Origin of the sequence: Massilia sp. X63 (genome assembly GCF_041023745.1) — a bacterium.
Lineage (GTDB): Bacteria > Pseudomonadota > Gammaproteobacteria > Burkholderiales > Burkholderiaceae_D > Telluria.
Genome location: NZ_JBFTEF010000002.1, coordinates 251849 through 275507 on the forward strand (window position 1 = coordinate 251849; position 23659 = coordinate 275507).

Here is a 23659-nt window from a genome sequence, read left to right on the forward strand (position 1 = left end):
GCCCGGCGGATCGCCTGAAGCACAAGCAGGCGACGGCAGGATCTACAACCTGGTTTCGCGCGCCGCCCGCAGGAATTCGTCGAGCACCGGCGTGCAGTCGAGCAGTTCGGTGCCGCCGGCACGGTGGAATTCGGGGTGCCATTGCAGGCCCATGACGAAATCGGCGCGCTCGTAGCGGATCGCCTCGACGATGCCGTCCGGATCCGAATACGCCTCGACCCGGATGTCGCGCCCCAGTTCCTTGACCGCCTGGTGGTGGATCGAGTTCACGATCGGGCGCTCCAGGTGCCCGAACATCTTGCCCAGCGACGAGCCGGCCGGGAAGCGGATCGCATGGCGGTGGGCGTCGTAGATGTCGTGCACGTGGGCCAGCGCGTCGGGCACGTTGGTGAGCACGTCCTGGTGGAGCGTGCCGCCGAAGGCGACGTTGATCAGCTGGCAGCCGCGGCACACGCCCAGCACCGGCTTGCCGGCATCGACGAATTCGTGCAGCAGCTCGAGTTCGTAGACGTCGCGCGCGCGGTCGCCGCTCCATTCGGGGCGGGTGGGCACCTCGGAATAGGTCTGGGGCGCGACGTCCGCCCCACCCTGCAGCACCAGTCCGTCCAGGTGGCGCGCATAGTGGCGCAGCGTGATGTTGCTGGGATGGAGCAGGCCGTTCGTGTTCACGGTCGGGATCATGAACACCAGCACGTCGCGCGACATCACCCACTGGGCGATCGATTCTTCGAGGTACTGCAGGTTCTTGCTGAGCAGGCCCCTGGCGCCCGGCTCCGGATGGAAGATGCGCGCCGACACCCCGATGTGCAGGGTGCGGTGCATGAAGTCGCGGTTGAAGCGCTCACGCAGGGCGCGCCAGCGCGAGCTGATCACCCGGCCGGCCAGCGCCAGCGGGGTATCGCCGTCGCGCTGGTACTTGGCATGCCCGCGCATGGTCTGGCCCTGGGTCGCGCGCCGGTCGGGCACCCGTACCGGAGCTTCGGGATGCTTCTCGATCGGCGGGCCGGGCACTTCCTGGGGTGGTGTTGGTTGGTCTTGCGCCATGACTAGCAATATAGCCGGGCTATGGCCGCGCACGATTTGAAGTTGTTACAAAAACCCCGTCGCAGCGCTGCACGACCTTGTAAAACCGGCAGCTTGCGGGAATTCCCGTTTCGGTTGATACTGTATGCAATTACAGTAGTTTTTTGGTAAGAGGGCCTAGGACGGCAGTGCCAGCAACTTCTGGAAGGTGGCCAGCAGGTGACGGTCGGCGATCGGTTTGTCGAGCAATCCACGCACACCCGCATCGCGGGCGCGCAGGCTGTCGTACTTAAACGACCGGCCGATCAGGAAGACCACGGCGGTACGCCCTGCCCCTTCCTGCGACTTGATGGCGCTGCTCAGGCTGTACGGCTCGATGCCGGGCGCGCAGGTGTTGATCATCACCAGCGACACCGGCGTCTCGTCGCACAGGCGCACGGCGGCGCGGCTGCTGTCGGTCCACTCGACCGACAGCACGGTCGAACCGGGCGCGCTGGCGGCGGATGCCGCGGCGGCGGCATCGCCGAGGGTGCTGACGGTATTGGCAAACGTGTTGGCAAAGCTGCTGGCCACGACGCGCGCCACATGGTCGCGGAAGGCGCCGCCCTTGTCGATGATGAGCACGGCGCCGTCGGGCGGTCCCTGGCGCAGGCGGGCATAGTAGGCTGGAGGCTCGGTATCCGGCTCCAGCCGCGGCCTTCGTCGGCGCTCGGGCAGGCAGCGTTCGCCGCGCGCGGCCAGGGCTGCCAGCGCCTGCACGCGGGTGTCGAGCAGCTCGGCCAGGGTCTCGTACAGGCTGGCGGGGTCGACGGGACGCGGCAGGGTGCGGCGGCTGCTCGCCCCCTCGCCGCCGATCAGGAGAATCGGCTGCAGGGCTCCGGGATGCAGGCATGACAGCCGCGCCAGCGCGGCCGGGTTGCCGCCGTCGGCAAGATACAGGTCGGGTTCTTGCAAACTGTCGTCGTGCAGGCAAAAATACGACGGCCCCGTACGCGGGGCTTGCGCCAGCAGGCTCTCCAGCTGGGCGCATTCAGCAGGCGTGAAACCGACCAGGCGGACGGTAAATGGATATCTGGTTGCGGGCATCGCTTTTCCAGCCTTTCCTTGGGGACTGCTCGAAAAACCCCGCGGCGTCCCGCACTGGCGGTCTCATCGGTTTTCGAGTTGCCGTGAGCATCTCATGGGCCACATGATTTTAATCTAGCACAATGGTGCAGACTAACAAGCACGTTTGGCATCGTAAAAAGGCCAAAGTTTTCCGCGCGACAAGATAGAATGCGCAAGCATTGAATACCACAAACATCAGTATGGCTTCCAAGAAACCCGCATCCGACTACAGCGAATCATCCATCCGCGTCCTCAAGGGACTCGAGCCCGTGAAACAGCGTCCGGGCATGTATACCCGGACCGAAAACCCGCTGCACATCATCCAGGAAGTGATCGACAACGCCTCCGACGAGGCGCTGGGCGGACACTGCAAGAACATCGCCGTGACCCTCAACACGGACGGCTCGGTCACGGTCGAAGACGACGGCCGCGGCATCCCGGTTGGACTGCATCCGGAAGAAAACGTGCCGACCGTCGAAATCGTGTTCACCCGCCTGCACGCGGGCGGCAAGTTCGACAAGGGCTCGGGCGGCGCCTATGCCTTCTCGGGCGGCCTGCACGGCGTCGGCGTGTCGGTGACCAATGCGCTGTCGACGCGCCTGGAGATCACCGTCTGGCGCAAGGACGAGAACGGCAACGGCGTGCATGACCTGGCCTTCGAGAACGGCGACCTGGTCGAGCCCCTGAGCTCGCGTCCGGCGGAGCGCGGCGGCAAGAAGAACGGCACCCGCGTCACCGCCCGTCCCGATCCCAAGTACTTCGACTCCCCGGTCATTCCGCTGGCCGACATGCAGCGCCTGCTGCGCTCGAAGGCCGTGCTGCTGCCGGGCGTGACCGTCACGCTCACCAACGCCAAGACCGGCGACGTCCAGACCTGGCGCTACGACGAAGGCCTGCGGGGCTACCTGACCGAGGCGCTGGCGCAGGCCTCCAACGGCCAGACCGTGATCCCGCTGTTCGAAGGCGCGCAGTACGCGGCCGCCGGCGACGAAGGCTTCGCCGAGGGCGAAGGCGCGGCCTGGGTGGTGGCCTGGACCGAGGAAGGCAGCGTGGTGCGCGAATCCTACGTCAACCTGATCCCGACCGTCAGCGGCGGCACCCACGAATCCGGCCTGCGCGACGGCCTGTTCGGCGCGGTGAAGAACTTCGTCGAGATGCACTCGCTGCTGCCGAAGGGCGTCAAGCTGCTGGCCGAAGACGTATTCGCACGCGTCTCCTTCGTGCTGTCCGCAAAAGTGCTGGACCCGCAGTTCCAGGGCCAGACCAAGGAACGCCTGAACTCGCGCGATGCGGTCAAGCTGGTGTCCACCTTCACCAAGCCGCCGCTCGAGCTGTGGCTGAACCAGCACGTCGAATACGGCAAGAAGCTGGCCGAACTGGTCATCAAGCAGGCCCAGTCGCGCCTGCGTTCGCTGCAGAAGGTCGAGAAGAAGAAATCCTCGGGCGTGGCCGTATTGCCGGGCAAGCTGACCGACTGCGAATCGACCGACATCACCCGCAACGAGCTGTTCCTGGTCGAGGGCGACTCGGCGGGCGGCTCGGCCAAGATGGGCCGCGACAAGGAATTCCAGGCCATCCTGCCGCTGCGCGGCAAGGTGCTCAACTCCTGGGAGACCGAGCGCGACCGCCTGTTCGCGAACAACGAGATCCACGACATCGCGGTGGCGATCGGCGTCGACCCGCACGGCGCGGACGACAATCCGGACCTGACCGGCCTGCGCTACGGGAAGATCTGCATCCTGTCCGATGCCGACGTGGACGGCTCGCACATCCAGGTCCTGCTGCTCACCTTGTTCTTCAAGCACTTCCCTGCCCTGTTCCGCAATGGCCACATCTGCGTTGCCCGTCCGCCGCTGTACCGCGTCGACGTGCCGGCGCGCGGCAAGAAGCCGCTGCAGAAGCTGTACGCGCTGGACGACGGCGAACTGCTGGCCATCGAGGACAAGCTCAAGAAGGAAGGCCTGAAGGAAGGCGTGTGGAGCATCTCGCGCTTCAAGGGCCTGGGCGAGATGAATGCGGAACAGCTGTGGGAAACCACCATGAACCCGGACACCCGCCGCCTGCTGCCGGTCGCTTTTGGCCAGTACAGCCTGGCCGAATCGGGATCGCGCTTCAACATGCTGATGGGGAAAGGCGAAGCCGCCGCCCGTCGTGCATGGCTGGAAGAACACGGCAACGAAACGGAAGCCGACATCTGACGTCGCGCCCGCCGAACAGAACGAATAGATCATGACGCAAGCAAGCCTCTTCGAACAACAACAAGCGCCTTCGGACGATTCCGAAACGCTCACCCTTTCCACCTTCGCCGAACGCGCCTACCTCGACTACGCCGTCTCGGTGGTCAAGGGCCGCGCGCTGCCGGACGTCTCGGACGGCCAGAAGCCGGTCCAGCGCCGCATCCTGTACTCGATGCACGAACTGGGCCTGGGCCATACCGCCAAGCCGCGCAAGTCGGCCACCGTGGTCGGCGACGTGCTGGGTAAACTGCACCCGCACGGCGACCAGTCGGTGTACGACGCGCTGGTGCGCATGGCCCAGGACTTCTCGCTGCGCTACCCGCTGATCGACGGCCAGGGCAACTTCGGCTCGCGCGACGGCGACGGCGCCGCGGCGATGCGTTACACCGAAGCGCGCCTGACGCCGGTGTCGCGCCTGCTGCTCGACGAACTCGACATGGGCACGGTGGACTTCCAGCCGAACTACGACGGTTCCACCACCGAACCGCGCCAGCTGCCGGCGCGCCTGCCGATGGTGCTGCTCAACGGCGCTTCGGGTATCGCGGTCGGCATGGCCACCGAGATCCCTTCGCACAACCTGCGCGAAGTGGCGTCCGCCGCCGTGGCCCTGATCCGCAACCCGAAGATCACCCACGCCGAGCTGATGACCCTGATCACCGGTCCGGACTTCCCGGGCGGCGGCCAGATCATCACCCCGGCCTCGAACCTGGCCGACATGTACGCCACCGGCCGCGGCTCGATGAAGGTGCGCGCGCGCTGGAAGATCGAGGAACTGGCGCGCGGCCAGTGGCAGGCGGTGGTCACCGAACTGCCGCCGGGCTGCTCGGCCCAGCGCGTGCTGGAAGAAATCGAGGAACTCACCAACCCGAAGATCAAGGCCGGCAAGAAGACCCTGCTGCCGGAACAGCTGGCGCTGAAGCAGACCATCCTCGGCGCGCTGGACACCGTGCGCGACGAATCGGGCCGCGAAGCGGCGGTGCGCATCGTGTTCGAGCCGAAGTCGAAGAACCAGGACCAGAACGAGTTCATGCTGATGCTGCTCGCGCACACCTCGCTCGAGACCTCCAGCCCGATGAACCTGGTGATGATCGGCGGCGACGGCCGTCCGCGCCAGAAAGGCCTGACGGACATCCTGCAGGAGTGGGTCGATTTCCGCTTCGTCACGGTGCGCCGCCGCACCGAGTTCAGGCTGGGCAAGGTCAACGACCGCATCCACATCCTGGAAGGCCGCGAGACGGTCCTGCTGAACATCGACGAAGTCATCGCCATCATCCGTAATTCGGACGAGCCGAAGGCGGCGCTGATCGAGCGCTTCCGCCTGTCGGAGCGCCAGGCCGAGGACATCCTCGAGATCCGCCTGCGCCAGCTGGCGCGCCTGGAAGCGATCAAGATCCAGCAGGAGCTGGCCGAACTGCGCGGCGAGAAGGAAAAGCTCGAGGACATCCTCAATAATCCATCCAGCATGAAGCGCCTGATCATCCGCGAGATCGAGCAGGACGCCAAGCAGTACGGCGACGAGCGCCGCACCCTGATCGAGGAAGCCGAGCGCGCCGTGGCCGAGCAGAAGGTCATCGACGAGCCGGTGACCGTGATCGTGTCGGAGAAAGGCTGGGTGCGCGCGCGCACCGGCATCGGCCACGACCCGGCGCAGTTCACCTTCAAGGCCGGCGACTCGCTGTACCAGGCCTTCGAATGCCGCACCGTCGATTCCCTGATCGGCATCGGCAGCAACGGCAAGACCTTCTCGGTGCCGGTAGTGGCGCTGCCGGGTGCGCGCGGCGACGGCATGCCGATCACCACCCTGGTCGACCTGTCCGGCGGCGTGCGCATCCTGCACTACTTCGCCGGCAACCCGGACACGCGCCTGCTGCTGGCCTCGTCGAACGGCTTCGGTTTCATCGCCAAGGCGGGCGACATGATCAGCCGCCTGAAGGGCGGCAAGTCCTTCATCACCCTGGACGACGGCGCCGTGCCGCTGCCGCCGCGGATCGTGAGCGACACCGCCGGCGCGATCGCCTGCCTGTCCGAAAAAGGCCGCGTGCTGGTGTTCGGCATCGACGAAATGAAGGTGCTGACCAACGGCGGCCGCGGCGTGACGCTGATGGAACTGGAACCGAAGGAAACCCTGCTGGCGGCGCAGCCGATCAACCAGAAGGGCGTGAACGTGATCGGCACCTGGGCCGGCTCCAAGCCGCGCACGGTGGAGCTCTTCGCTTCCGGCCTGGAGCCGCACTTCGGCAAGCGCGCGCGCAAGGGCAAGCCGCTGTCGGCCAAGCTCAAGGCGCAAGACCTGGCGATGCGTTCGACCGACGCCTGATGACCGTGATCGCCTGATCGACAACGCCGGCTTTCATGCCGGCGTTTTTATTCGTAGGATGGCCGGCTTGCCGACCGCGCGTTCGATTGGACGATGCGCCGCCACAATGCATCCGCAGCTTGAGCGCGCGGTCGACGGAGCCGACCACCCTACAAGAAACGCCGGTTGAAGCCGGCGTTTTTTGTGGTCAGGGCAAGCTGCTTAGTGCTTCGCAGCCGCCTTGTGCACATCGGCAGTCGCTTCCGCACGCGCCTGCTCGGTCTTGGCCGCCGCGGTCGCCTTGTCGGCGGCCGCATCGACCTGGGTCTTGAGCAGCTTTTCGTCCGCCTTGATCATCTTCTTGTCCGCCTTCAGGTTGGCATCGGCGACCTTCTCTTCCGCCTTGGCGATGGCCTTGGCGCGGTCTTCCGGATCGGCCTTGGCGACCTTCTCGGCGGCCTTGGCGTGGGCCTGGACCGCATCGGCATGGGCCTCGGCGCGCTGCTCGTTGGCCTTGGACACGGCCTTGCTGACTTTCTCGTCGGCCTTGGCCGCGGTCTTCACTTCCTTCGCCTCGGCCTTGGCGATCTCCTTCTCGGCCTTGGCTTCGGCTTTCACGACTTCCTTGCTGGCGGCCGGGGTAGCGGTGGTCTGGGCGTTGGCGGCGGTAGCCAGCAGGCCGGCGATGAGGGTGGCGATCAGTTTGTTCATGATGTTTCCTTTCCGGTGAGTGGTCGTGCGCTCGACTGCCTGCGCAAATAGTTTTTGTCTTGCTACGAGTCCAGAATACGGACTCCCCACTCGCCGGGTCTGTTAGCCACCCCACTTAGACCCCCGGCACTTTGTAAGCAAACTTTACTGTCGAGCTTTCCCCGCATACAGGTCGATGATGTCGCCGATCCCATCCTGGCAGACCGGGCAGAAGGCTTCGCTGCGGTCGAACATCAGGCACTGCATCATCGGCCGGTAATAGCCGCTGGCTTCATAGTTGGCGCCTTCGAAGGCGCCGACCTCGTGCTGGTGCGGTTTGCCTGCGAACAGCGCCCGGGTGGCCTTCAGGTCTTCGCGGAACAAGGCGTTCATTTCCGCTTCCGGCCGCTTGGCGGCGCGCAGCGCCGCCCGCTTCTTCTGGTAGGCGCGCGAGGCTTCCTCGTACTCCGCCTTGGGCCATGGCGTCGGCAGCGGCGTGCCGGCCTTCACGTGGCGCTTCCACTTGATGCTGGCCGGGTCGCGCAGCGCGGTGACGTTGGGCTCCCACGGTTCCATGCGGGCGCCGGATGCCGCATAGGCGACCGGCGAGGTGTAGTACTCGTCGGCCAGTCCGGCGAAGTGGTGGCCGAATTCGTGCACGAACAGGTAGTTGGCCCACTCGTTGCCGGCCGCCGCGGTGCTGAACTGGCCGAAGATGCCGCCGCCGCCATAGGTCTCGTTGTTCACCAGGATCTCGATGAACTCGTAGGGCGCGTGCTGGGCGATGTCGCGCAGGGCGCGGTTGTCGAGCGTGAGCACGTAGCGCTCGCTGCCGAAGATGTCGTAGCGGGTGCCCAGCTGCGAGGCGTGGTGCACGCCGGTGGACGGGCGGCTGATGCCGGATTCGCCGGTCGGCACCGCCAGCGCCCACACGTTGAAGTCCCTGGCGCGCTCGCGGAAGGGCGAGACCGTGAACAGGTGCCGGGTCAGGCGGCGCGCGTCAGCCTCGAATTTCTTGCGTTCGGCGGCGGTGTAGCCGTCGCCCAGGATCAGCAGGTCGACCTTGTCGGGCGAGGGGCCGCTCACGTGGATCGGGATCGGCGTGGCCGGCGCCGGCGGCTGCCTCTTCACCACGTCTTGCGCGTCGGTGTCGACCTCGACGCTCCAGGCCACCGAGAACTGGTTGCGCTCGTCGCGCTTGAGGATGCGCACGCGCACCGGGCGGTCCGGCTTGGGAAAGCGCACCGATTCCTGGAAGCTGCGGCTGATCTTGCCCGCCTCCTCCGTCGTGCGCCATTCGCCGAAGATGGTCGAGAAGTCGCGCGAATACAGCAGGTCGCCGGTCTTGGAGTCCGCCACCTCGACCCGGTTCTGGCCGCGGTTGGTGTCGTCGAAATTGCGCGCCGTGTTGCCGGGCCAGGGCAGCGGTTCGATGACGACGCGCTCGAGGGCGTACTGGTCCTGCAGCGCATTGCCGCTGTGGGCGTAGTCGACGCGGACGGTGGCCGGCTGGGCCGCGCTGGTACTGGCACTGGCCGCGCCAAGCATGAGCAAAGGAAGGAACAGCTGAAGAAAGGAAGCTCGCATCGCAACTCCTGGGTGGATAGGATGGCGATATTGTATGTCCAGGGCAGGCCCCGGCCGTTGCGACACCAGGTGGTGCATCCGCAAACGCCAGGGCTACATCAGGTTCTTACTGCCCGGAATAACGCGCCAGCAGCGCGTGGAAGCGGACATCGTCGCGTAATCCATCGAACTCGGCACGCGAGTGCACCTCAGAAATGCGGGCGCTGCCGTCCTGAAAAGCACGGTGCAACATGCGCACGGCCGTGTCATCGTCGCCGCGCCGCGCGGCATCGAGCGCGACCGCATAGCTGTCTGCCTGTGTTACCGCCGGAACTGCGCTGGCTGCTGGCGCTTGCCGCGCCGGGTGGGCCTGCGCTGCTGGCCCAGGAACAGACGGATGGACGGGGAGTGCCGCCGCTTGCGCTGCAGGACCGTCGACGCGCCGATAGTAGATGCGGTCGACCAAGGGCAGATCGACATACATGCGGTTGTCGTCCACGAACTGGAAGGACAAGCCGACATGCATCGGCAGGTTGAGCGTGATCGCGTCACCGTCCTGCTCGATGGCGTCGATCGGCACTGCCAGTTCGCTTCCAGCTACCAGTTTATCGCGCGAGATGGTGAGCTCGGGGCCGATCGGCAACCTGAGGCTCATCACCTCGAACCGCTCGGCGCGCCAACGACCGATGATCTTGCCGCCGTCCTCGCGTGCGCAACCCGCAGTGACCAGCACCAGGCCAGCCACCCACAGCCTCATCCATGGTGATGGCGCGGAACGCATCTCATGCGCCCGCAGGACGGTATTGCTTGACCAGCTTGTCGAAGCGCGGATCCTTGCGCAACTGATCCAGGTCGGTGTCGGCATCCATCTCGCGGAAATGGCTGAAGCCTGCCAGGAAAGCGCCTTCAAACTCTTTCAGGGCGTCATCGGTACGTGCCTGCTTCAGGCGCAGCACCGCCATGTTGTAGTACACGAGCGGTTGCTTCGGTGCGCGCAAACGCGCGGCAAGCAACTCTTTTTCCGCTTCGTCCAACTTACCTTGTGCCATCTTCGCGATTGCGACCTTCAGCATTTCGTTGGCGGCGGCCTGGCTGCCGGCGGATTCCGCTTCGCTCGCCTTTCCGGCCACCAGGGCCTGCTCGCTCTGGCGGCGTTGCGCGGCGGTTTCGGCATCGGACGGTGCAATTCCGGTACGCGCCTCCTGCGGCGCCACTGCCTCGGTTTGCACAGGGGCGGCGGCGGGTGCCTCGGCCTGCGCGACCGCTTCCGCCGCCATTTCCGGCTGCGGCTTCAGGAACAGATAGGCGCCGGCGCCGATGACGACCACCGCGGCAGCGACCAGCGGCACCAGTAGTTTCGGCTTGCCGCCGGTTGGGTTCGGGCCCGCCTGCGCTTCCAGCAGGGTCGAGCATCCCGGGCACTTCAGGTCTTCGCCCGGTGCGCGTTCAAACACTTCGCCCGCGTTTGCGCGGTCACAGTCGCCCAGGGTGGGGCATTTGTATTTCGCCATGGTCTTACCTTCTTTTCAGTTCTGCTCAGTTGTGGGATCCGGGCCGGCACGCCTGCCGGGCCCGTGTGGAATCAATGCGTCAAGCGGCGATGCCGATGATGCCGCGTACAGGCGCCATCATGCTCTGCAGTTGCTGGTAGCCGGGATCCTGGTCGTCCTGACCGGCTTCTTCAAAGCACGAGCGGGCCAGTGCACGGTAAGCCTGGAACAGCTCATCCTTCTTCTCGACATGCTTGAACTCACGGTCGATGCGCTGTGTTACCTCGCGCTCGATCAACTTGCGCACATCGTCCGCATGCTCGGCATCGAACACTGCTTCCCAGTTACGGCCTTCCAGCACCTTCGAAGCCGGCAGCCCGTCGACATCGTGGATGAAAACCCATTCCTGCAGGCCCGTAGTGCGGTTCTGGCGCTCCTTGATCATGCCCATCAGGCGAGCGACCAGCAGCATCGGCTTGCGGCGCGCCTGGAGCTGCAGCTCGGCCGACGATTTCGCATACAAGGGCGGCAGGCGGCGCCCATCCTCCACGCTGTGCAACAGGATCGCTTCGTTGCGGTCCTGCTGCAAGCCGTCGTAGTGGCGCTTGAGTTCCGCGAGCGACTCGATGAAGCGCACCGGCATCATCGAGGCGATCTTCATGATCACGATCTGGTTCGGCAGGTTGCCGACTGCGACCTTCGTGTCCGGCGCGGTCGGATCCTTCTGGTCGTCGAACAGCTTGGCCAGGGCGGTCCGGAAACCGTTCTGGTGGGGGCATTCGGGAACGAATACGCCGACCGTCTGCGTGCGGCCCTGGCTGCCGCCCGCGTTGTTGGCCACGGTTCGGTCGACCTCCGTCTTGTTAAAGGTCAGCAGCGAGCCGGCTTCGTCATACAGGTCGCGGACAAAGTCGCGCAGGCCGTCCGGGTTCGCATCGTATTTCTTCTGGAGGCGCTCGACGATATTGACGCGCAGTACCGGTGGCAGCGTGGTGGCGATCTCGGCATGCGCCAGCTCGACGATCTGGGCCGACTCCTGCGACAGGCAACTGATGATGCCCCCCAGGCTCAGGCTCTGGAGCAGCTGGTCGAAGGAATTTACCTCCGTCCCCCCCAGATCGATGATCGCCTGGCGCACGCGCTGGGTGCGCGCCGCCTGCGCCGCTTCGTCGACCGTGATGGCGCGCATGACCGCGCCGATCGCGTCCTGGTCGAAGACACGTTTCTGGTAGGCGGCATCAGCGGCGCCGAGACGGTTCGCGCGTTCGTTACCGAAGCGTTTGGTGGCTTCAGCAAGGCTCTGGTGCAACTCGTCGACACGGGCGCGCAGCTGGGTCAGCTGCTCCTTGATGAAGGGCAGCAGCGCGGCACCGAACTTCAGGCCTTCCAGATGGGTACGCAGCACATAGAGTTCCTGATACTGGGTGGCGATGTCCGAGAACAGGGCGCTGCGCTTGTCGGTCAGGTGCTTGCCGAAGAAGCCGACCTTGTTGAACTGCTCGTTCAGTTCCTGGCTGCGCTGCTGCACCGCCTGCAAGGCGGCAGGCATTTTCGCGATGCGGTCGGCGTAGACGCCCATGCGTTCGTCGACCAGCGCGATCAGGGCATCGGTCAGCTGGCGCAACTGGATCAGGGACGCGTTGCCCGCCCTCCAGCGTCCGAAGAATTCCTTCTCGACGTGGCGGCCAATGTGGCGCGCCATCTCGGCGCGGGCATTGCCCTTGACTTCATAGAACTTGCGCACGCCGCCCAGGGTGCGGTAGGTATCGTCGAATACCTTGGCCAGGCGCGTGTTCAGTGCTGCCACCCAGGTGGTCTGCTCGAGCGTGGTGTCGGCCTTGATCTCGGGCGCCAGGCGGTTGACGATCTGCTTCCAGTATTCGGCGGCAGGCTTCCAGTTGGCGTTGCGTGCGTCGTCCTCGAGAATGCCGGTTTCCAGCATCAGGTGCGCATCGGTCAGGAGCAGCGCCTGGGCCGTTTCGGGCTTGCGCGCTTCGGCGCCCCAGTCCTTCTCCACCGGCTCGTCGGCATAGCCTTCGCCCTGGCGGAAATTATTGAACATCAGCTGGCGCGCCGCCTGCTCAGCAAAACCATAGGCCAGGTATTCCTTGATTTCCTGTTCGGGCACGACCACCCGCTTGATGCCGAACGACAAGAACAGCTTGGCGCGCGCCTTGCCGATGTCCTCGTCGCTCTCGAAGTTCTTGATGTCGTTCTCGCCCTTTTCGGCGCGTCCCAGGCCTTCCCACTCCTTGTTCAGGGTCTTCTGGTAGATAAACTCGGCCACGATCTTCGGCACTTCCGATTCGATCTCGAACTGGATATTGTGCTCGTTGATGTTGTTGACCAGGTAGCAGCCGTTGAAATAGGTGTCGTGCTGCATCGGCTGGCCGTCGAGCAGGTTGACAGGATGGTATTTACCGACCGCCATCGCGTTGAGTTCGGCCAGGGCCGCATAACCGTTCGCGTAGTAGTTGGAAAAGCCTGCCACGTCCTTGACGCGCTTGGAGTTCTTTTCCGGCAGCAGCGCGTACACGAGGATGCGGTACTGGTCGTAGTTCGGGTACTTATGCCTGATCTGCGCAACCGCGTCCACCACCGAGCCGCTGCCAGTGCCGCCGGCCAGGCCGCAGACGACGTGAATTGTCGCGCCGACCTTGCCCGGGCTGGACTCGAGCTCGCTGATGCGCCCCTCCAGCGCCTTGACGAAGCTGGACGCATTCTGCGCGAACACCAGGCGACCGAGCTTGCGACGCTGCGCAGCGCCAGCAATACCCGGCTTGACGAAATCGAACACGGCGCGTGGCTCGACCCACGACCGCAGGCCCGGGAAGGAATCCGGATCGTCCAGCACCGGCCGCACATTGCTGGCCGTATTGATCAGGTACTCGCTGCGGTTCAGGCCAACGTCCTTGCCGAGCACCTTCCACTCTTCCTTCTTGTCCAGCTCGTCGGTCGACGTGTCGATGTACAGATAGGCGAAGCGCGCGGGCGAGCGGGTTGGCTCATGCGCGTCCTTGTTACGTTCAATCGTCTTGCGGATCTGGCGAATGATCTTTCCGCCGCTGCCACCTAAGCCAATGATCAAATGATTATGAGACATGATGTTGTTTCGCTGTTCTGGTGGGGTTGCTTATTGGTGCGCGAGCTTGATCTTGAGGAACAACTTGCTGTCGGTCTTGTTACTAGCCTTCTTGACCACGTAAGAAGCGACCTGGCCACCCTCGCCCGGCATCGGATCGTCGGTAAAGGTGATCGCCTTGGAGGCGAATGCGGGCGCCGTGCAGGCTTCCTCGTCCTTGAACGTGATCGCCTTCGCGGCATAGGCGGGCGCACCTGCATCGGCCACCCGCGGGGCGCCGGCCAGGTCCAGGCGGGATGCACAGCTGCCGCCACCGGCCGCCCCGGCATCGGCGACAAGGTCGGGCTGGGCCTTCCCCAACAGTTCGTCCACGCCGCCGCGCAGCGGGGTCGGCGACAGGAACACCAGCAGATGCTCGGCGCCCGGCTTGGCATCGAACTCGAAGGCGCCGCGCGACGGCAGGAACACTGTGCCCATGGCGTTGACGTAGTTGTCCTGGCCGGCCACCGGGAAAATCTGCGACAGCTGGCCATCCGGATCCTGATTCAGGACGTAGACGTACGACGGACGGTTGACCTTCACGCCGAGCTGAAAACGGTCGCCGCTCTTGAACGTACGGCTGGCGAGCACGTCCCGCGTGGTCCCGTCGGCCTGCTTCAGCCTGATGAAATAGCTGGCGCCAATCTGGTGTGTGGCAAGGGTCTTCTTGACCTTGGTAGCTTGCTTGGATGCCAACGCCGGCTTGGTCTCGGCGGTAGGCTTTTGCGTGGTCGAGGCTGCGACGACCTTGCCGTCCTCACCGAAGAACAGCGACTTGGCGGAATAGGCCTCCTGGGCGCTCGATGCGCCGGACAGGAGCAGGATAACGGTAGCGGCGATGGCATGTTTCATATCGGTTCCTATGGTTGGGAAGGCTGCGTCAGAACGCGTTGCGGTCTGCGGTCTGTGTGGCGAAATGGAGCGGGACCTGGGTCAGAGTATTGCGGCTGACTTCGCGCGCCTTGGCGCTCGTGAACTCACGCGCGGCGGCGAACGCGGGTTCGACGTGGCCCTGGTGTTGCTCAAGGAAGGCGAAGAATGCCTGCGTGAAGAACGAGCCTTTCAGGACACGCTCGTTGAGGCTGAACACGTTGTCGCCGCCCGGTGCCAGCGATTTCTCATCGGCGCTGGTGGCGGTGATGATCGTGTACGCGCGATCGGTCGGCGGGGCTTCCACGCTTGCCTGTGCCTGCCGCGCGCCGTTACGCGGCGCCGGCTTGTCGTTCACGAAGCGGATGCCCTTGGTCGTGTATTCGGGCCCAGTCCAGGCTGCCATTGAGATACCGGCGCGCTCGGCCGCCCCACCGTTGGCCCGGCGGATATAGCCGCCGCTCGGATCCGGGAAGCCGCGCAGCATGTCGCCGCTGTAGCAGGTATCGATGAGAATACGGGTGTTGCGCGTTGGACGCATGGCAAGGCGTTGCACCAGCGCGTCCGACACCGACGTCTTCTGCAACTGCACCTGACCGTCCGTGCCATCCACGCCGTGCGAGGCGCTGGTGTCCCAGGCGACGATCGACATCCGGCGCTGGTCGCCGCCGCGGCTTGTCGGGAGCGGCGCCGCACCATGGCTAGAAATGTAGACAAACAGACTATCTTGGGGACGCAAGTCCTCTTCGATGCGGTGCAGGGTGGACTCGATCGCCACCTTGGTGGCCGCCTTGCCCAGCAGCGAGGTCACGACATACCCGGCGCCCTTGGCGGCGCGGGCCGCGACGATCGCATCGTCTTCGCCCGGTACCGGTGAAATCTTCGGATCGCGGAATTCGTTGATGCCGATGACCAGCGCGATGCGGCGGGGCGGCGCATTGTTCACGGCGCTGCTCAAGGCTGCACTCAGGCCGGCGCGGGCCTCGCGCTCGGCGCGCCGTTCACGAATCTCGGTCGGGTAGAAAGGCGAGGTCGACTTCAGGCCGACAATCGATTGCACGATGACGAAGGCAGTATCGACCTCGTCCTCGTTACGATAGGTGCCGGCCAGCTGGACACGGCCCACCAGGTCGCGCGTGATGCGCGCTCCGGCCAGACCATGCTGGCGGAACTTGGCCTCGATCGACTGCAGCAGCGGCTGTGGAATCGCATAGCCCTGGTAAGTGTTCTGGTAACCGTGCAGCTGGTTTGCCGCGCATCCGGACAGCAACACGACAAGCGCCATGGCGGCGCTGCGCAGGAAAGTAGAAATAATCATGGAAGTGGGTCACCCTGCCGGCCGGCCTGGAGCGCCGTCGGCACGATGCGCAGTGATCAGATGACGGTGATGGACTTCGAGACGGTGACAGGGGCTTTTCCACCCGCGGCCGCGCTCATCGTGACGCGGTAGATCGTGCCCGGCTTGGCATCGGCCAGGGTCGGCAGCACCAGGGGTTCGCGCGAACGGCCTGCCTCGACCTTGCGTTCGAAATGACCAGTCTGCGGGAACGGCACCTCGGCCTCCTGCCCGTCCACGGTCACGAACAGCTTTCGCTCGAATGCCACCAGCGCTTCGGCATCGTCGGGCGTCATCACGTCGTAGTAGGTGTTGATCGACAGCGGCTCGCCCGCCTTGATCGTGGCGGTCGATTCGATCTCCTTCAACGCGACCATGACGCCATCGCGGCGCGGCTGATAACCGTGCTCGGACTTGACCTGCTTGAGGGACCTCGACGGATCACGCACGAGGCTGGCTTCGGTGATCCATTGCGGATTCTGCTTTTTGCACGTGTCGATCGCGGTGTAGTAAGCGGTCGCGAACCCGGCTGCCGCGCCACCGGCCATGCCCAGCAGGGCCGCCTTCTTCGTGTTTTCCTTTTTCCCGGAAAGGATAGCGCCCGCAAAACCGGCCACCATACCGGCCACTGCGCCTTTTGCCGTCAACTTCATTTGCTCACCGCGCGTGCAGGCATCCAGATCGGCATAAGCGGATTCCTGGGCGAGCGCCGGCAGCGCAAGGGCTTGGGCGGCAACGGCGAATACGATACAAGCTGTGATTTTGGTCGATTTCATGATTTCCCCGAGGTTATTAGGGCTCGGTACACGCCGTCGCACGGGCAGCACCAGCCGCATGTTATGTACGGAGTATTACAGAAGCTTCCCCCCAGGAAACTATTCAATAATCACAGAATCATCAATTCGATCTAGTTTTTAAAGCGGTCCAGGACACAATTCCTGCCGGATGAGCGCAGCCACCAGCGCGCGGCGTGCTGGCGACAGGGTGCAGCAGAGCAAATCGGGAACAATTGGATGGGAGATCGGCTACTTGTATAGATACAAGGGCCGCTGCACCACGATCGGCCGGATGTCGAGCCGCAGGTTGTACACCGAGTACTGCTCGGTAAGCGGGGACAGGTAGCCGACGCTGTCGGCCGTGCGGGTGAGCTTGAACTCGAAGCCGAGGTCGGGCTGCACGCCGTTCGGGCTGTCGAGCGAGAGTCCGATGGCGTCGAGCTGGTCGCTGTCGATCAGCTTGGCCATCAGGTCGACCACGGTGCTGTTGCCGAGGATGTCGGCCGAGAACAGCGGCTCGCGGTAGTAGGGCCGGGCCGGGTCGACCAGGTTGTCGCGCTTGTCGGGCGAGGGCGTGAAGGTCTGGGTGGCCAGGTTGAAGCGGTCGCCGTTGTCCAGGTAGCTCAGGCGCACGTTGCCGACGCTGAGCGGGCCGCCCTGCGGGCCGTCGTGCGGTTCGGCGCGCGACAGGTCGACCAGCAGCGCGCCGCGGTAGCCGACCACCTCGACGTCGCGGCTCGGTCCCACGATCAGGGCCGTGTTCTCGTCGATGCCCAGGCCGAGCCGGTAACCCTTCTTGAGCATGGCGGGCACCATGCGCGCGAAGCGGCCGCGCACCAGGAGGTGCTGGTCGATGAAGACATCGTCGCCGATGAAGCCGAGGCCGGGCGCGATCTCCTTGCCGTCGTCGAGGCCGTGCTTGAGGGTGGCCAGCACGGTCTTGGGATGGCCGAACATGGTGCTGCTCATGATGGCGGCGCCGGCGCTGGAGCCGGCCAGCATGCCGCCGCGCCGGTACATGTCCCACAGGGCGTCGAGCATGCGGGTATTGCTGCCGTCCTGGCGCCGCAGGGCGCGCGTGATGCGGCCCTGGTCGCCGCCGGCAAAGAAGGCGCCGCCGGCGGCGCGCACCTGGGCGGCCAGCGCCGGATCGTCGGCGGCGGCCTGGTAGTCGATGCCGGACAGGCGCACCGCGACCGGCACGAAGAAGGCCCGGGCGCCGTACTGGTTGAAGCGCTCGACCAGGAACTTGCCGGCCTTTTCGGGACTGGCCGAGGCCGAGGCGAACACGGCGATGCGCGCGCCCTTGCCGCCTGCGAGCTGGACCATGCGCTCCCACACCGCCGCGTTATCGGCGCGCAAGGCACCGCCGATGATGACCAGCGAGCCCTTGGGCCGGGCCGGCTCGGCGGCCGTCAGCGACTGACTGGCCAGCAAGGCCAGCGCAAACAGGGCGTGCTTGAAAAGGTGGACGACGCGCAGCATACGACTCCCTCTCGATTGGGACTATCGTAAGCCTGATTCCAGAAGCCCGTCGCCGTGTTGCGTCTGCTCAGGACAAATAAATGTTCGGGAAGTAACGCTCCATCACCGTGCCCGGCTGCTGCGGCGCCGTGAAACCGAAGCGTTCGTACAGGCCGTGGGCGTCGCTCGTGTAGAGCGTGAAGCGGCGCAGTTTTTGCAGGCTGGGGTGGCGCAGCACCACCCCGATCAGCTGCTTGCCGTAGCCGCGTCTGCGGAATTCAGGCACCACGAACACGTCCACCAGGTTGGCGAAGGTGGCGAAGTCGGTGATCACGCGTGCGAAGGCGATCTGGCGCCCGTCGAGGTAGCCGCCGAAACACAGCGAGTTCTCGATGGCGCGCTCGACCGTGGGCCGCGCAATGCCGACCGCCCAGGTGGACTGCTCGCTCAGGAAGCGGTAGATCATCGGGATGTCCAGCCGCGACTGGTCGGTGCTGACCTGGAAGCTTGAATCGTTGGTAATCATGGAAGGGGTGAATCTGGCTTAAAAATCAATTCTAGCGCCGTTTCCGCGATGCTTAGGTTTCAATTGGACGGCATTCCCGTGCGGCTCAACCGTTGCGCAGGTAGCGTTCCGGCAGCGCCAGCTTGGCATCCTCGGCGCGCCAGATCAGGCTCAGCACGTACCAGCGCTTGCCGTCGTGGATGAGCTGGATGCTGTTGATGCCGCGCATGAAAGGCGTGGCATCTTCCTTGGCGTGGCGCGCCTCGTAGGTGCTGAACACGTGGGCAATCTGGCCGAAGGCCTCGGTGGTGCGCGCCTTCTCGGTTTCGAAGAAACCCATGGTGGCGAAGGCCTTGGTATTGCGCGAAATATAGTCGTCCGGCGTCATCGCGCGGAACACGAAGCTGCCGTCCGGGCGCGCGCCGACCGCACCCATGCGGCCTTCGGGGGCGAACAGCGAGCGCATGCGGTCCCAGTCGCGCGGTGCGCCGGCCGGACCCGAGATCACCTCGTACAGCGCGGCGACGATGGCGTCGATCGAGGCGACGTCGGCGGCGCGGGCCGCCGGCATGCCGGCCGCGGCCGGTGCGGCCGGTGCGGCGATTGCGGTGGGTGTGGCAGGCGCTGCCTGCTGCGCCTGCGCCGCCGGTGCGGCAAGGGCCAGTACCAGGCCGAGTTGGGCCAAACGCTTCATGTGTCCCCCATCTTGTTGTCATTTGATGAATAGTGCTCACATCATCGAGCATTTCGAAGTGCTTGTCATCCACCACGGATGGGGTGGCGGCGGAGGCTTTATAATCGTACGATCCCCAATCTGGATTTCACCATGACCGATCAATTCTCCAAGAAAGCCGAAGCCTGGTCTGCGCGCTTCACCGAACCCGTCTCCGACCTCGTCAAGCGCTACACCGCCTCGGTGTTCTTCGACAAGCGCCTGGCGCCCTTCGACATCCAGGGCTCGCTGGCCCACGCCGAGATGCTGGCGGCCCAGGGCATCATCAGCGAACAGGACCGCGCCGAGATCGAGCGCGGCATGGCCCAGATCAAGGGCGAGATCGAGGCCGGCAGCTTCGAATGGCTGCTCGACCTGGAAGACGTACACCTGAACATCGAGAAGCGCCTGACCGAACTGGTGGGCGACGCCGGCAAGCGTTTGCATACCGGACGCTCCAGGAACGACCAGGTGGCGACCGACATCCGCCTGTATGTGCGCGCGGCGATCGACGACATCCTCGCCCTGCTCGCCAGCCTGCGCGGCGCCCTGCTCGACCTGGCCGAGCGCCATGCGGACACCATCATGCCGGGCTTTACCCACCTGCAGGTGGCGCAGCCGATCACCTTCGGACACCACATGCTGGCCTACGTCGAGATGTTCGGCCGCGACGCCGAACGCATGCAGGATGCGCGCCGCCGCGTGAACCGCCTGCCGCTGGGCGCGGCCGCGCTGGCCGGCACCACCTTCCCGATCGACCGCCTGCGCGTGGCCAAGACCCTGGGCTTCGAGGACGTGTGCCACAACTCGCTGGACGCCGTGTCGGACCGCGATTTCGCGATCGAATTCACGGCCGCCGCCGCCCTGATCATGATGCACGTCTCGCGTTTCTCTGAAGAACTGGTCATGTGGATGAGCCCGCGCATCGGCTTCATCGACATCGCCGACCGCTTCTGCACCGGCTCGTCGATCATGCCGCAAAAGAAGAACCCGGACGTGCCGGAACTGGCGCGCGGCAAGACCGGCCGCGTGTACGGCCACCTGAACGGCCTGCTGACCCTGATGAAAGGCCAGCCGCTGGCCTACAACAAGGACAACCAGGAAGACAAGGAACCGCTGTTCGACACCATCGACACCGTGACCGACACCCTGCGCATCTTCGCCGACATGGCGGGCGGCATCACGGTCAAGGCCGAGAACATGCGCGCCGCGGCCCTGCAGGGCTACGCCACCGCCACCGACCTGGCCGACTACCTGGTCAAGAAGGGCCTGCCTTTCCGCGACGCGCACGAAGCCGTGGCGCATGCGGTGCGCGCCTGCGACGTCGCCCGGTGCGACCTGTCGGAGATGTCGCTCGAGCAGCTGCGCGAGTTCTCGCCGCTGATCGAGCAGGACGTGTTTGCCGTGCTGACGCTGGAAGGCTCGGTGGCGGCGCGCGACCACGTGGGCGGCACCGCGCCGGATCAGGTGCGCAAGGCGATCGAGCGGGTGCGCAAGCAGCTCGCAGCGTGATGTTGTAGGGTGGGCAGGTTTCCTGCCCACGCGTTCAACCAGCACAAAAACAGACGCAACATCTGTTCATGCGGAATCTGGACGCGTGGGCGGCAAAGCCGCCCACCCTACGGAAAGCGCTATCCTCCCCGCTTGTTCTGGCCGCGCTGTTTCGCGGCCTTCATCAAGACCTTCCACTTCCCGCGCTCGGCAATCCGCTCCAGCGCCGTCTGCTCGGCCCTGCGCACCTCGCGCAGCAGCTTGCGGTAATTCTGCAGGCGATCGGCATCCACCACATCCCGCACCGCACATCCCGGCTCGCTCGCATGGCGGCAGTCGCGGAACTGGCATTGCTGCGCCAGCGCCGCGATGTCCTCGAAGGACAGCGCCAGCCCGTCCTCGTCGGTATCCGGCTGCCAGGCGCGCAGGCCAGGCGTGTCGATGATGCAGGCGCCGCCAGGACAACGGTGCAGCGAGCGCGCCGTGGTCGTGTGACGGCCGCGGTCGTCGCCGTGGCGCGTGCCGCCGGTGGCCTGGGCGCTGCCGCTCAGGGCATTGGTCAGCGTGGATTTGCCCACGCCGGATGAGCCGAGCAGCACCAGGGTCTGCCCTGCCCCCAGCCACGGCGCCAGCACGCCGGTGTCGCCCTGCTGCGCGGGAATCAGGTGCAGCAGGGGCAGCTCATCCGGAATGCGTCGGCGCAACTGTGCGATCCTGCTCTCCACCTCGGTACCGGTATCCGGCTTGGTGAGGACCATCACCGGTTCCACGCCACAGGCGCGCACCAGCGCGATGTAGCGCTCCATCCGGCGCGGATTGAAGTCCTGGTCCAGGCCCATCAGGAGCAGCGCGGTGTCGACGTTGCTGGCAAGCACCTGGCTGCCCGACGGGGTGCGCCGCGACAGGCGGCTGAAGGCATCGAGCGTGTCGCCGATCCACCAGTCGCCCAGGCTGTGCGTGGCCACCACCCAGTCGCCGACGACGGGCTGGCCGCGCGCGTCGAAACGCGGGCTGCGGGCCGGGAACGCCGCGCGGCCGTCGTCGAGCGTGAGCGCGTCACGCTGGACGGAAGTGACGCGCGCCAGGCGCCCATGCGGCGCCGCAGCCGCGAGTTGTGAGACGAAATGCTGCTTGAAGCCGATCCCTTGCAGGGTCGGGAAATCGATGTCGATCATGACGATGTGTTGTTCCGATTCAGAGGCGCACAGGCGTGCGCAGGCCGCCGCACCAGCGGCGCGGCAGGGTCAGGGAATGGAAGGTCGGGCGCGCTGGCGCGCTCAGGACATCGTCGGGATGGACGAGCGGATCAGGCGGCCGACCGGAGGGCGGTATCAGGCTGGTTCATGCGATGTCTCCTCGGATCGGTGAATGGAAGGGCCAGTCTGGCAGCACGGGCGCCCAGCGTCAAGGGGGGCGAAGCGCCCGCGCCTTTTGCGCTATGCTGGACGCCCTTTCCGACAACGACAACGCATCCGTGACACCGACCAATCCTTCCGTCCTGCCCTCGCGCGAATACGCCGCCTTCCTGTTCGACATGGACGGCACCATCCTCACCTCGATCAAGTCCGCCGAGCGGGTCTGGACGGCCTGGGCGATCCGGCACGGGCTCGATCCGGTCAGCTTCGTGCCGACCATCCACGGCAAGCGCACCGAAGACACCATCCGCAATCTCGGCCTGCCCGGCGTCGACCCGGTGGCCGAGGCGATGGGCATTGCGCTGGCCGAGATCGAGGACGTGGCCGACATCGAAGAGATCGCCGGCGTGGGGCGTTTCCTGGCCAGCCTGCCGAGCGAGCGCTGGGCCATCGTCACCTCGGCCTCGCGCGCACTGGCGACGGCGCGCATCGCCGCCGCCGGCCTGCCGCTGCCGCCGCTGCTGGTATCGGCCGACGACGTCAAGCGCGGCAAGCCGCACCCCGACCCTTTCCTGCTGGGCGCGCAGAAGCTGGGCGTGGCGCCCCAGGATTGCCTGGTGTTCGAGGACACGACGATCGGCCTGGCGGCGGCGGAAAGCGCGGGCATGGACAGCATCGTCGTCACCGCCACCCACGCGCACCCGGTCGAGACGCGCTCGGCGCCGGTGCCGGACTATGCCGACTTGATTGCCGTACGGACGGAAAGTGGACTGCTGAAAGTGCAGCGCAAGATCGGCCACTGAGCACGGCCGCCTTGTGTTGCGGCGATCGGCACCCACATGCGGGATATCGACGTAGCCACTGGAGATGCACATGCACCGCTATCGCAATACGAGCGGCGAATCCGGCGTGGTCGCCTACGAGATAGGCAAAGGCAGCGACGGCAAGGGCAGCGACACCGACTCGATCACGATCCAGTTTACGGGCGGCGAGCGCTACCTGTACACCGCGCGCAGCGCCGGGGCGGAAAACATTGCCAAGATGCAGGAGCTGGCCCGCGAAGGCCGGGGATTATCGACCTTCGTCAGCCAGCACATCCGCTCGCGCTATGCAAAAAAGCTGAACTGATTCAGCCGCGCGGCGGATAGGGTGTGCCGTCCTTGTGCGAATAGGAATCGGTGGCGCCGTCATAGTGCAGGTCGATGTCGGGATAGCTTGCCGTATCTTCCTTGATGCGCGAACCGACGCACAGGAACACGCCCGGACCCCAGCTGCGGTTGAGCAGGTGGTGCCCGTTTGGCTTTCCGCCCGGAAAAGCCGCGCAGTCGCCTGCGCGCATGATGGTCTCGCCTTCGTCGGTGACCAGCACCAGTTCGCCCGACACCACCATCACGAACTCGTCTTCGTGCGAGTGCCAGTGGCGCTGCGAGGAGGCGGCGCCCGGCTGCAGCTCGACCAGGTTGACGCCGAACTGGCTCAGGCCGCCGGCGTCGCCGAGGGCCTGCTTGCTGCGTCCGTCCACCAGCTCGGCGAAAGGTTCGGGATAGCCCGTGCCTTTCAGTACGGGAATACTGCTCAGGTCCAGTCTCGACATGCGGTAGGTCTCCTCGGTTAGCTGCA

The 23659-nt window shown here is 65.4% G+C and carries 20 protein-coding genes; 5 read left to right on the plus strand and 15 right to left on the minus strand.

Annotated features, from left to right (window positions below):
• Window positions 1–42: 42 nt before the first annotated feature.
• Both AB3347_RS05280 and AB3347_RS05285 read right to left on the minus strand, forming a co-directional pair.
• Entirely contained in the window at window positions 43–1044 is a 1002-nt protein-coding gene (locus AB3347_RS05280) for a gamma-glutamyl-gamma-aminobutyrate hydrolase family protein (RefSeq protein WP_369090731.1), read from the minus strand.
• 156 nt (window positions 1045–1200) lie between these two features.
• Entirely contained in the window at window positions 1201–2109 is a 909-nt protein-coding gene (locus AB3347_RS05285; protein ID WP_369090732.1) for a two-component system response regulator, read from the minus strand.
• Window positions 2110–2330: 221 nt separating this feature from the next.
• Between AB3347_RS05285 and AB3347_RS05290 the strand changes: the two genes are divergently transcribed.
• Window positions 2331–4328: a DNA topoisomerase IV subunit B gene (locus tag AB3347_RS05290; RefSeq protein WP_369090733.1), complete on the plus strand. Its 1998-nt coding sequence runs from the start codon at window positions 2331–2333 to the stop codon at window positions 4326–4328.
• Between the two features lie 31 nt (window positions 4329–4359).
• A complete protein-coding gene (gene parC / locus AB3347_RS05295; protein WP_369090734.1) occupies window positions 4360–6684 on the plus strand; it encodes a DNA topoisomerase IV subunit A in 2325 nt (774 codons plus the stop codon).
• 201 nt (window positions 6685–6885) lie between these two features.
• Here the strand turns inward: parC and AB3347_RS05300 are convergent, their stop codons facing one another.
• The 11 genes from AB3347_RS05300 to AB3347_RS05350 form a co-directional block, all read right to left on the minus strand.
• Entirely contained in the window at window positions 6886–7374 is a 489-nt protein-coding gene (locus AB3347_RS05300; protein WP_369090735.1) for a hypothetical protein, read from the minus strand.
• A gap of 144 nt (window positions 7375–7518) precedes the next feature.
• Window positions 7519–8940 carry a M64 family metallopeptidase gene (locus AB3347_RS05305; RefSeq protein ID WP_369090736.1) on the minus strand — a complete coding sequence of 474 codons (1422 nt, stop codon included), beginning with the start codon at window positions 8938–8940 and terminating at the stop codon, window positions 7519–7521.
• Between the two features lie 106 nt (window positions 8941–9046).
• The gene (locus AB3347_RS05310; RefSeq protein ID WP_369090737.1) at window positions 9047–9664 is read right to left on the minus strand and encodes a hypothetical protein; all 618 of its coding nucleotides are present in this window, start codon (window positions 9662–9664) and stop codon (window positions 9047–9049) included.
• A gap of 37 nt (window positions 9665–9701) precedes the next feature.
• The gene (locus AB3347_RS05315; protein ID WP_369090738.1) at window positions 9702–10430 is read right to left on the minus strand and encodes a hypothetical protein; all 729 of its coding nucleotides are present in this window, start codon (window positions 10428–10430) and stop codon (window positions 9702–9704) included.
• 79 nt (window positions 10431–10509) lie between these two features.
• The gene (locus AB3347_RS05320; RefSeq protein WP_369090739.1) at window positions 10510–13497 is read right to left on the minus strand and encodes a tubulin-like doman-containing protein; all 2988 of its coding nucleotides are present in this window, start codon (window positions 13495–13497) and stop codon (window positions 10510–10512) included.
• 45 nt (window positions 13498–13542) lie between these two features.
• Entirely contained in the window at window positions 13543–14382 is an 840-nt protein-coding gene (locus tag AB3347_RS05325; protein ID WP_369090740.1) for a DUF4384 domain-containing protein, read from the minus strand.
• Between the two features lie 28 nt (window positions 14383–14410).
• A complete protein-coding gene (locus tag AB3347_RS05330; RefSeq protein WP_369090741.1) occupies window positions 14411–15685 on the minus strand; it encodes a caspase family protein in 1275 nt (424 codons plus the stop codon).
• Window positions 15686–15774: 89 nt separating this feature from the next.
• Window positions 15775–16512, minus strand: coding sequence for a hypothetical protein (locus tag AB3347_RS05335; protein WP_369090742.1), 738 nt, complete (start codon window positions 16510–16512; stop codon window positions 15775–15777).
• Between the two features lie 249 nt (window positions 16513–16761).
• Entirely contained in the window at window positions 16762–17997 is a 1236-nt protein-coding gene (locus AB3347_RS05340; RefSeq protein WP_369090743.1) for a cyanophycinase, read from the minus strand.
• Window positions 17998–18064: 67 nt separating this feature from the next.
• On the minus strand, window positions 18065–18502 hold the full coding sequence (locus AB3347_RS05345; RefSeq protein ID WP_369090744.1) for a GNAT family N-acetyltransferase: 438 nt from the start codon (window positions 18500–18502) through the stop codon (window positions 18065–18067).
• An 85-nt stretch (window positions 18503–18587) separates the two neighbouring features.
• Entirely contained in the window at window positions 18588–19175 is a 588-nt protein-coding gene (locus AB3347_RS05350; protein ID WP_369090745.1) for a hypothetical protein, read from the minus strand.
• A gap of 132 nt (window positions 19176–19307) precedes the next feature.
• Between AB3347_RS05350 and argH the strand changes: the two genes are divergently transcribed.
• Window positions 19308–20705 carry an argininosuccinate lyase gene (gene argH, locus AB3347_RS05355; RefSeq protein ID WP_369090746.1) on the plus strand — a complete coding sequence of 466 codons (1398 nt, stop codon included), beginning with the start codon at window positions 19308–19310 and terminating at the stop codon, window positions 20703–20705.
• Window positions 20706–20824: 119 nt separating this feature from the next.
• Here argH and rsgA read toward each other — a convergent pair whose 3' ends face one another.
• On the minus strand, window positions 20825–21859 hold the full coding sequence (gene rsgA, locus AB3347_RS05360; protein WP_369090747.1) for a ribosome small subunit-dependent GTPase A: 1035 nt from the start codon (window positions 21857–21859) through the stop codon (window positions 20825–20827).
• A 299-nt stretch (window positions 21860–22158) separates the two neighbouring features.
• Here rsgA and AB3347_RS05365 point away from each other — a divergent pair, with 299 nt between their 5' ends.
• On the plus strand, window positions 22159–22842 hold the full coding sequence (locus AB3347_RS05365) for an HAD-IA family hydrolase (RefSeq protein ID WP_369090748.1): 684 nt from the start codon (window positions 22159–22161) through the stop codon (window positions 22840–22842).
• Window positions 22843–22912: 70 nt separating this feature from the next.
• Window positions 22913–23167, plus strand: a complete 255-nt coding sequence (locus AB3347_RS05370) for a hypothetical protein (protein WP_369090749.1) — start codon at window positions 22913–22915, stop codon at window positions 23165–23167.
• 1 nt (window position 23168) lies between these two features.
• Here the strand turns inward: AB3347_RS05370 and AB3347_RS05375 are convergent, their stop codons facing one another.
• On the minus strand, window positions 23169–23633 hold the full coding sequence (locus tag AB3347_RS05375; protein ID WP_369090750.1) for a cupin domain-containing protein: 465 nt from the start codon (window positions 23631–23633) through the stop codon (window positions 23169–23171).
• Between the last annotated feature and the right edge of the window lie 26 nt (window positions 23634–23659).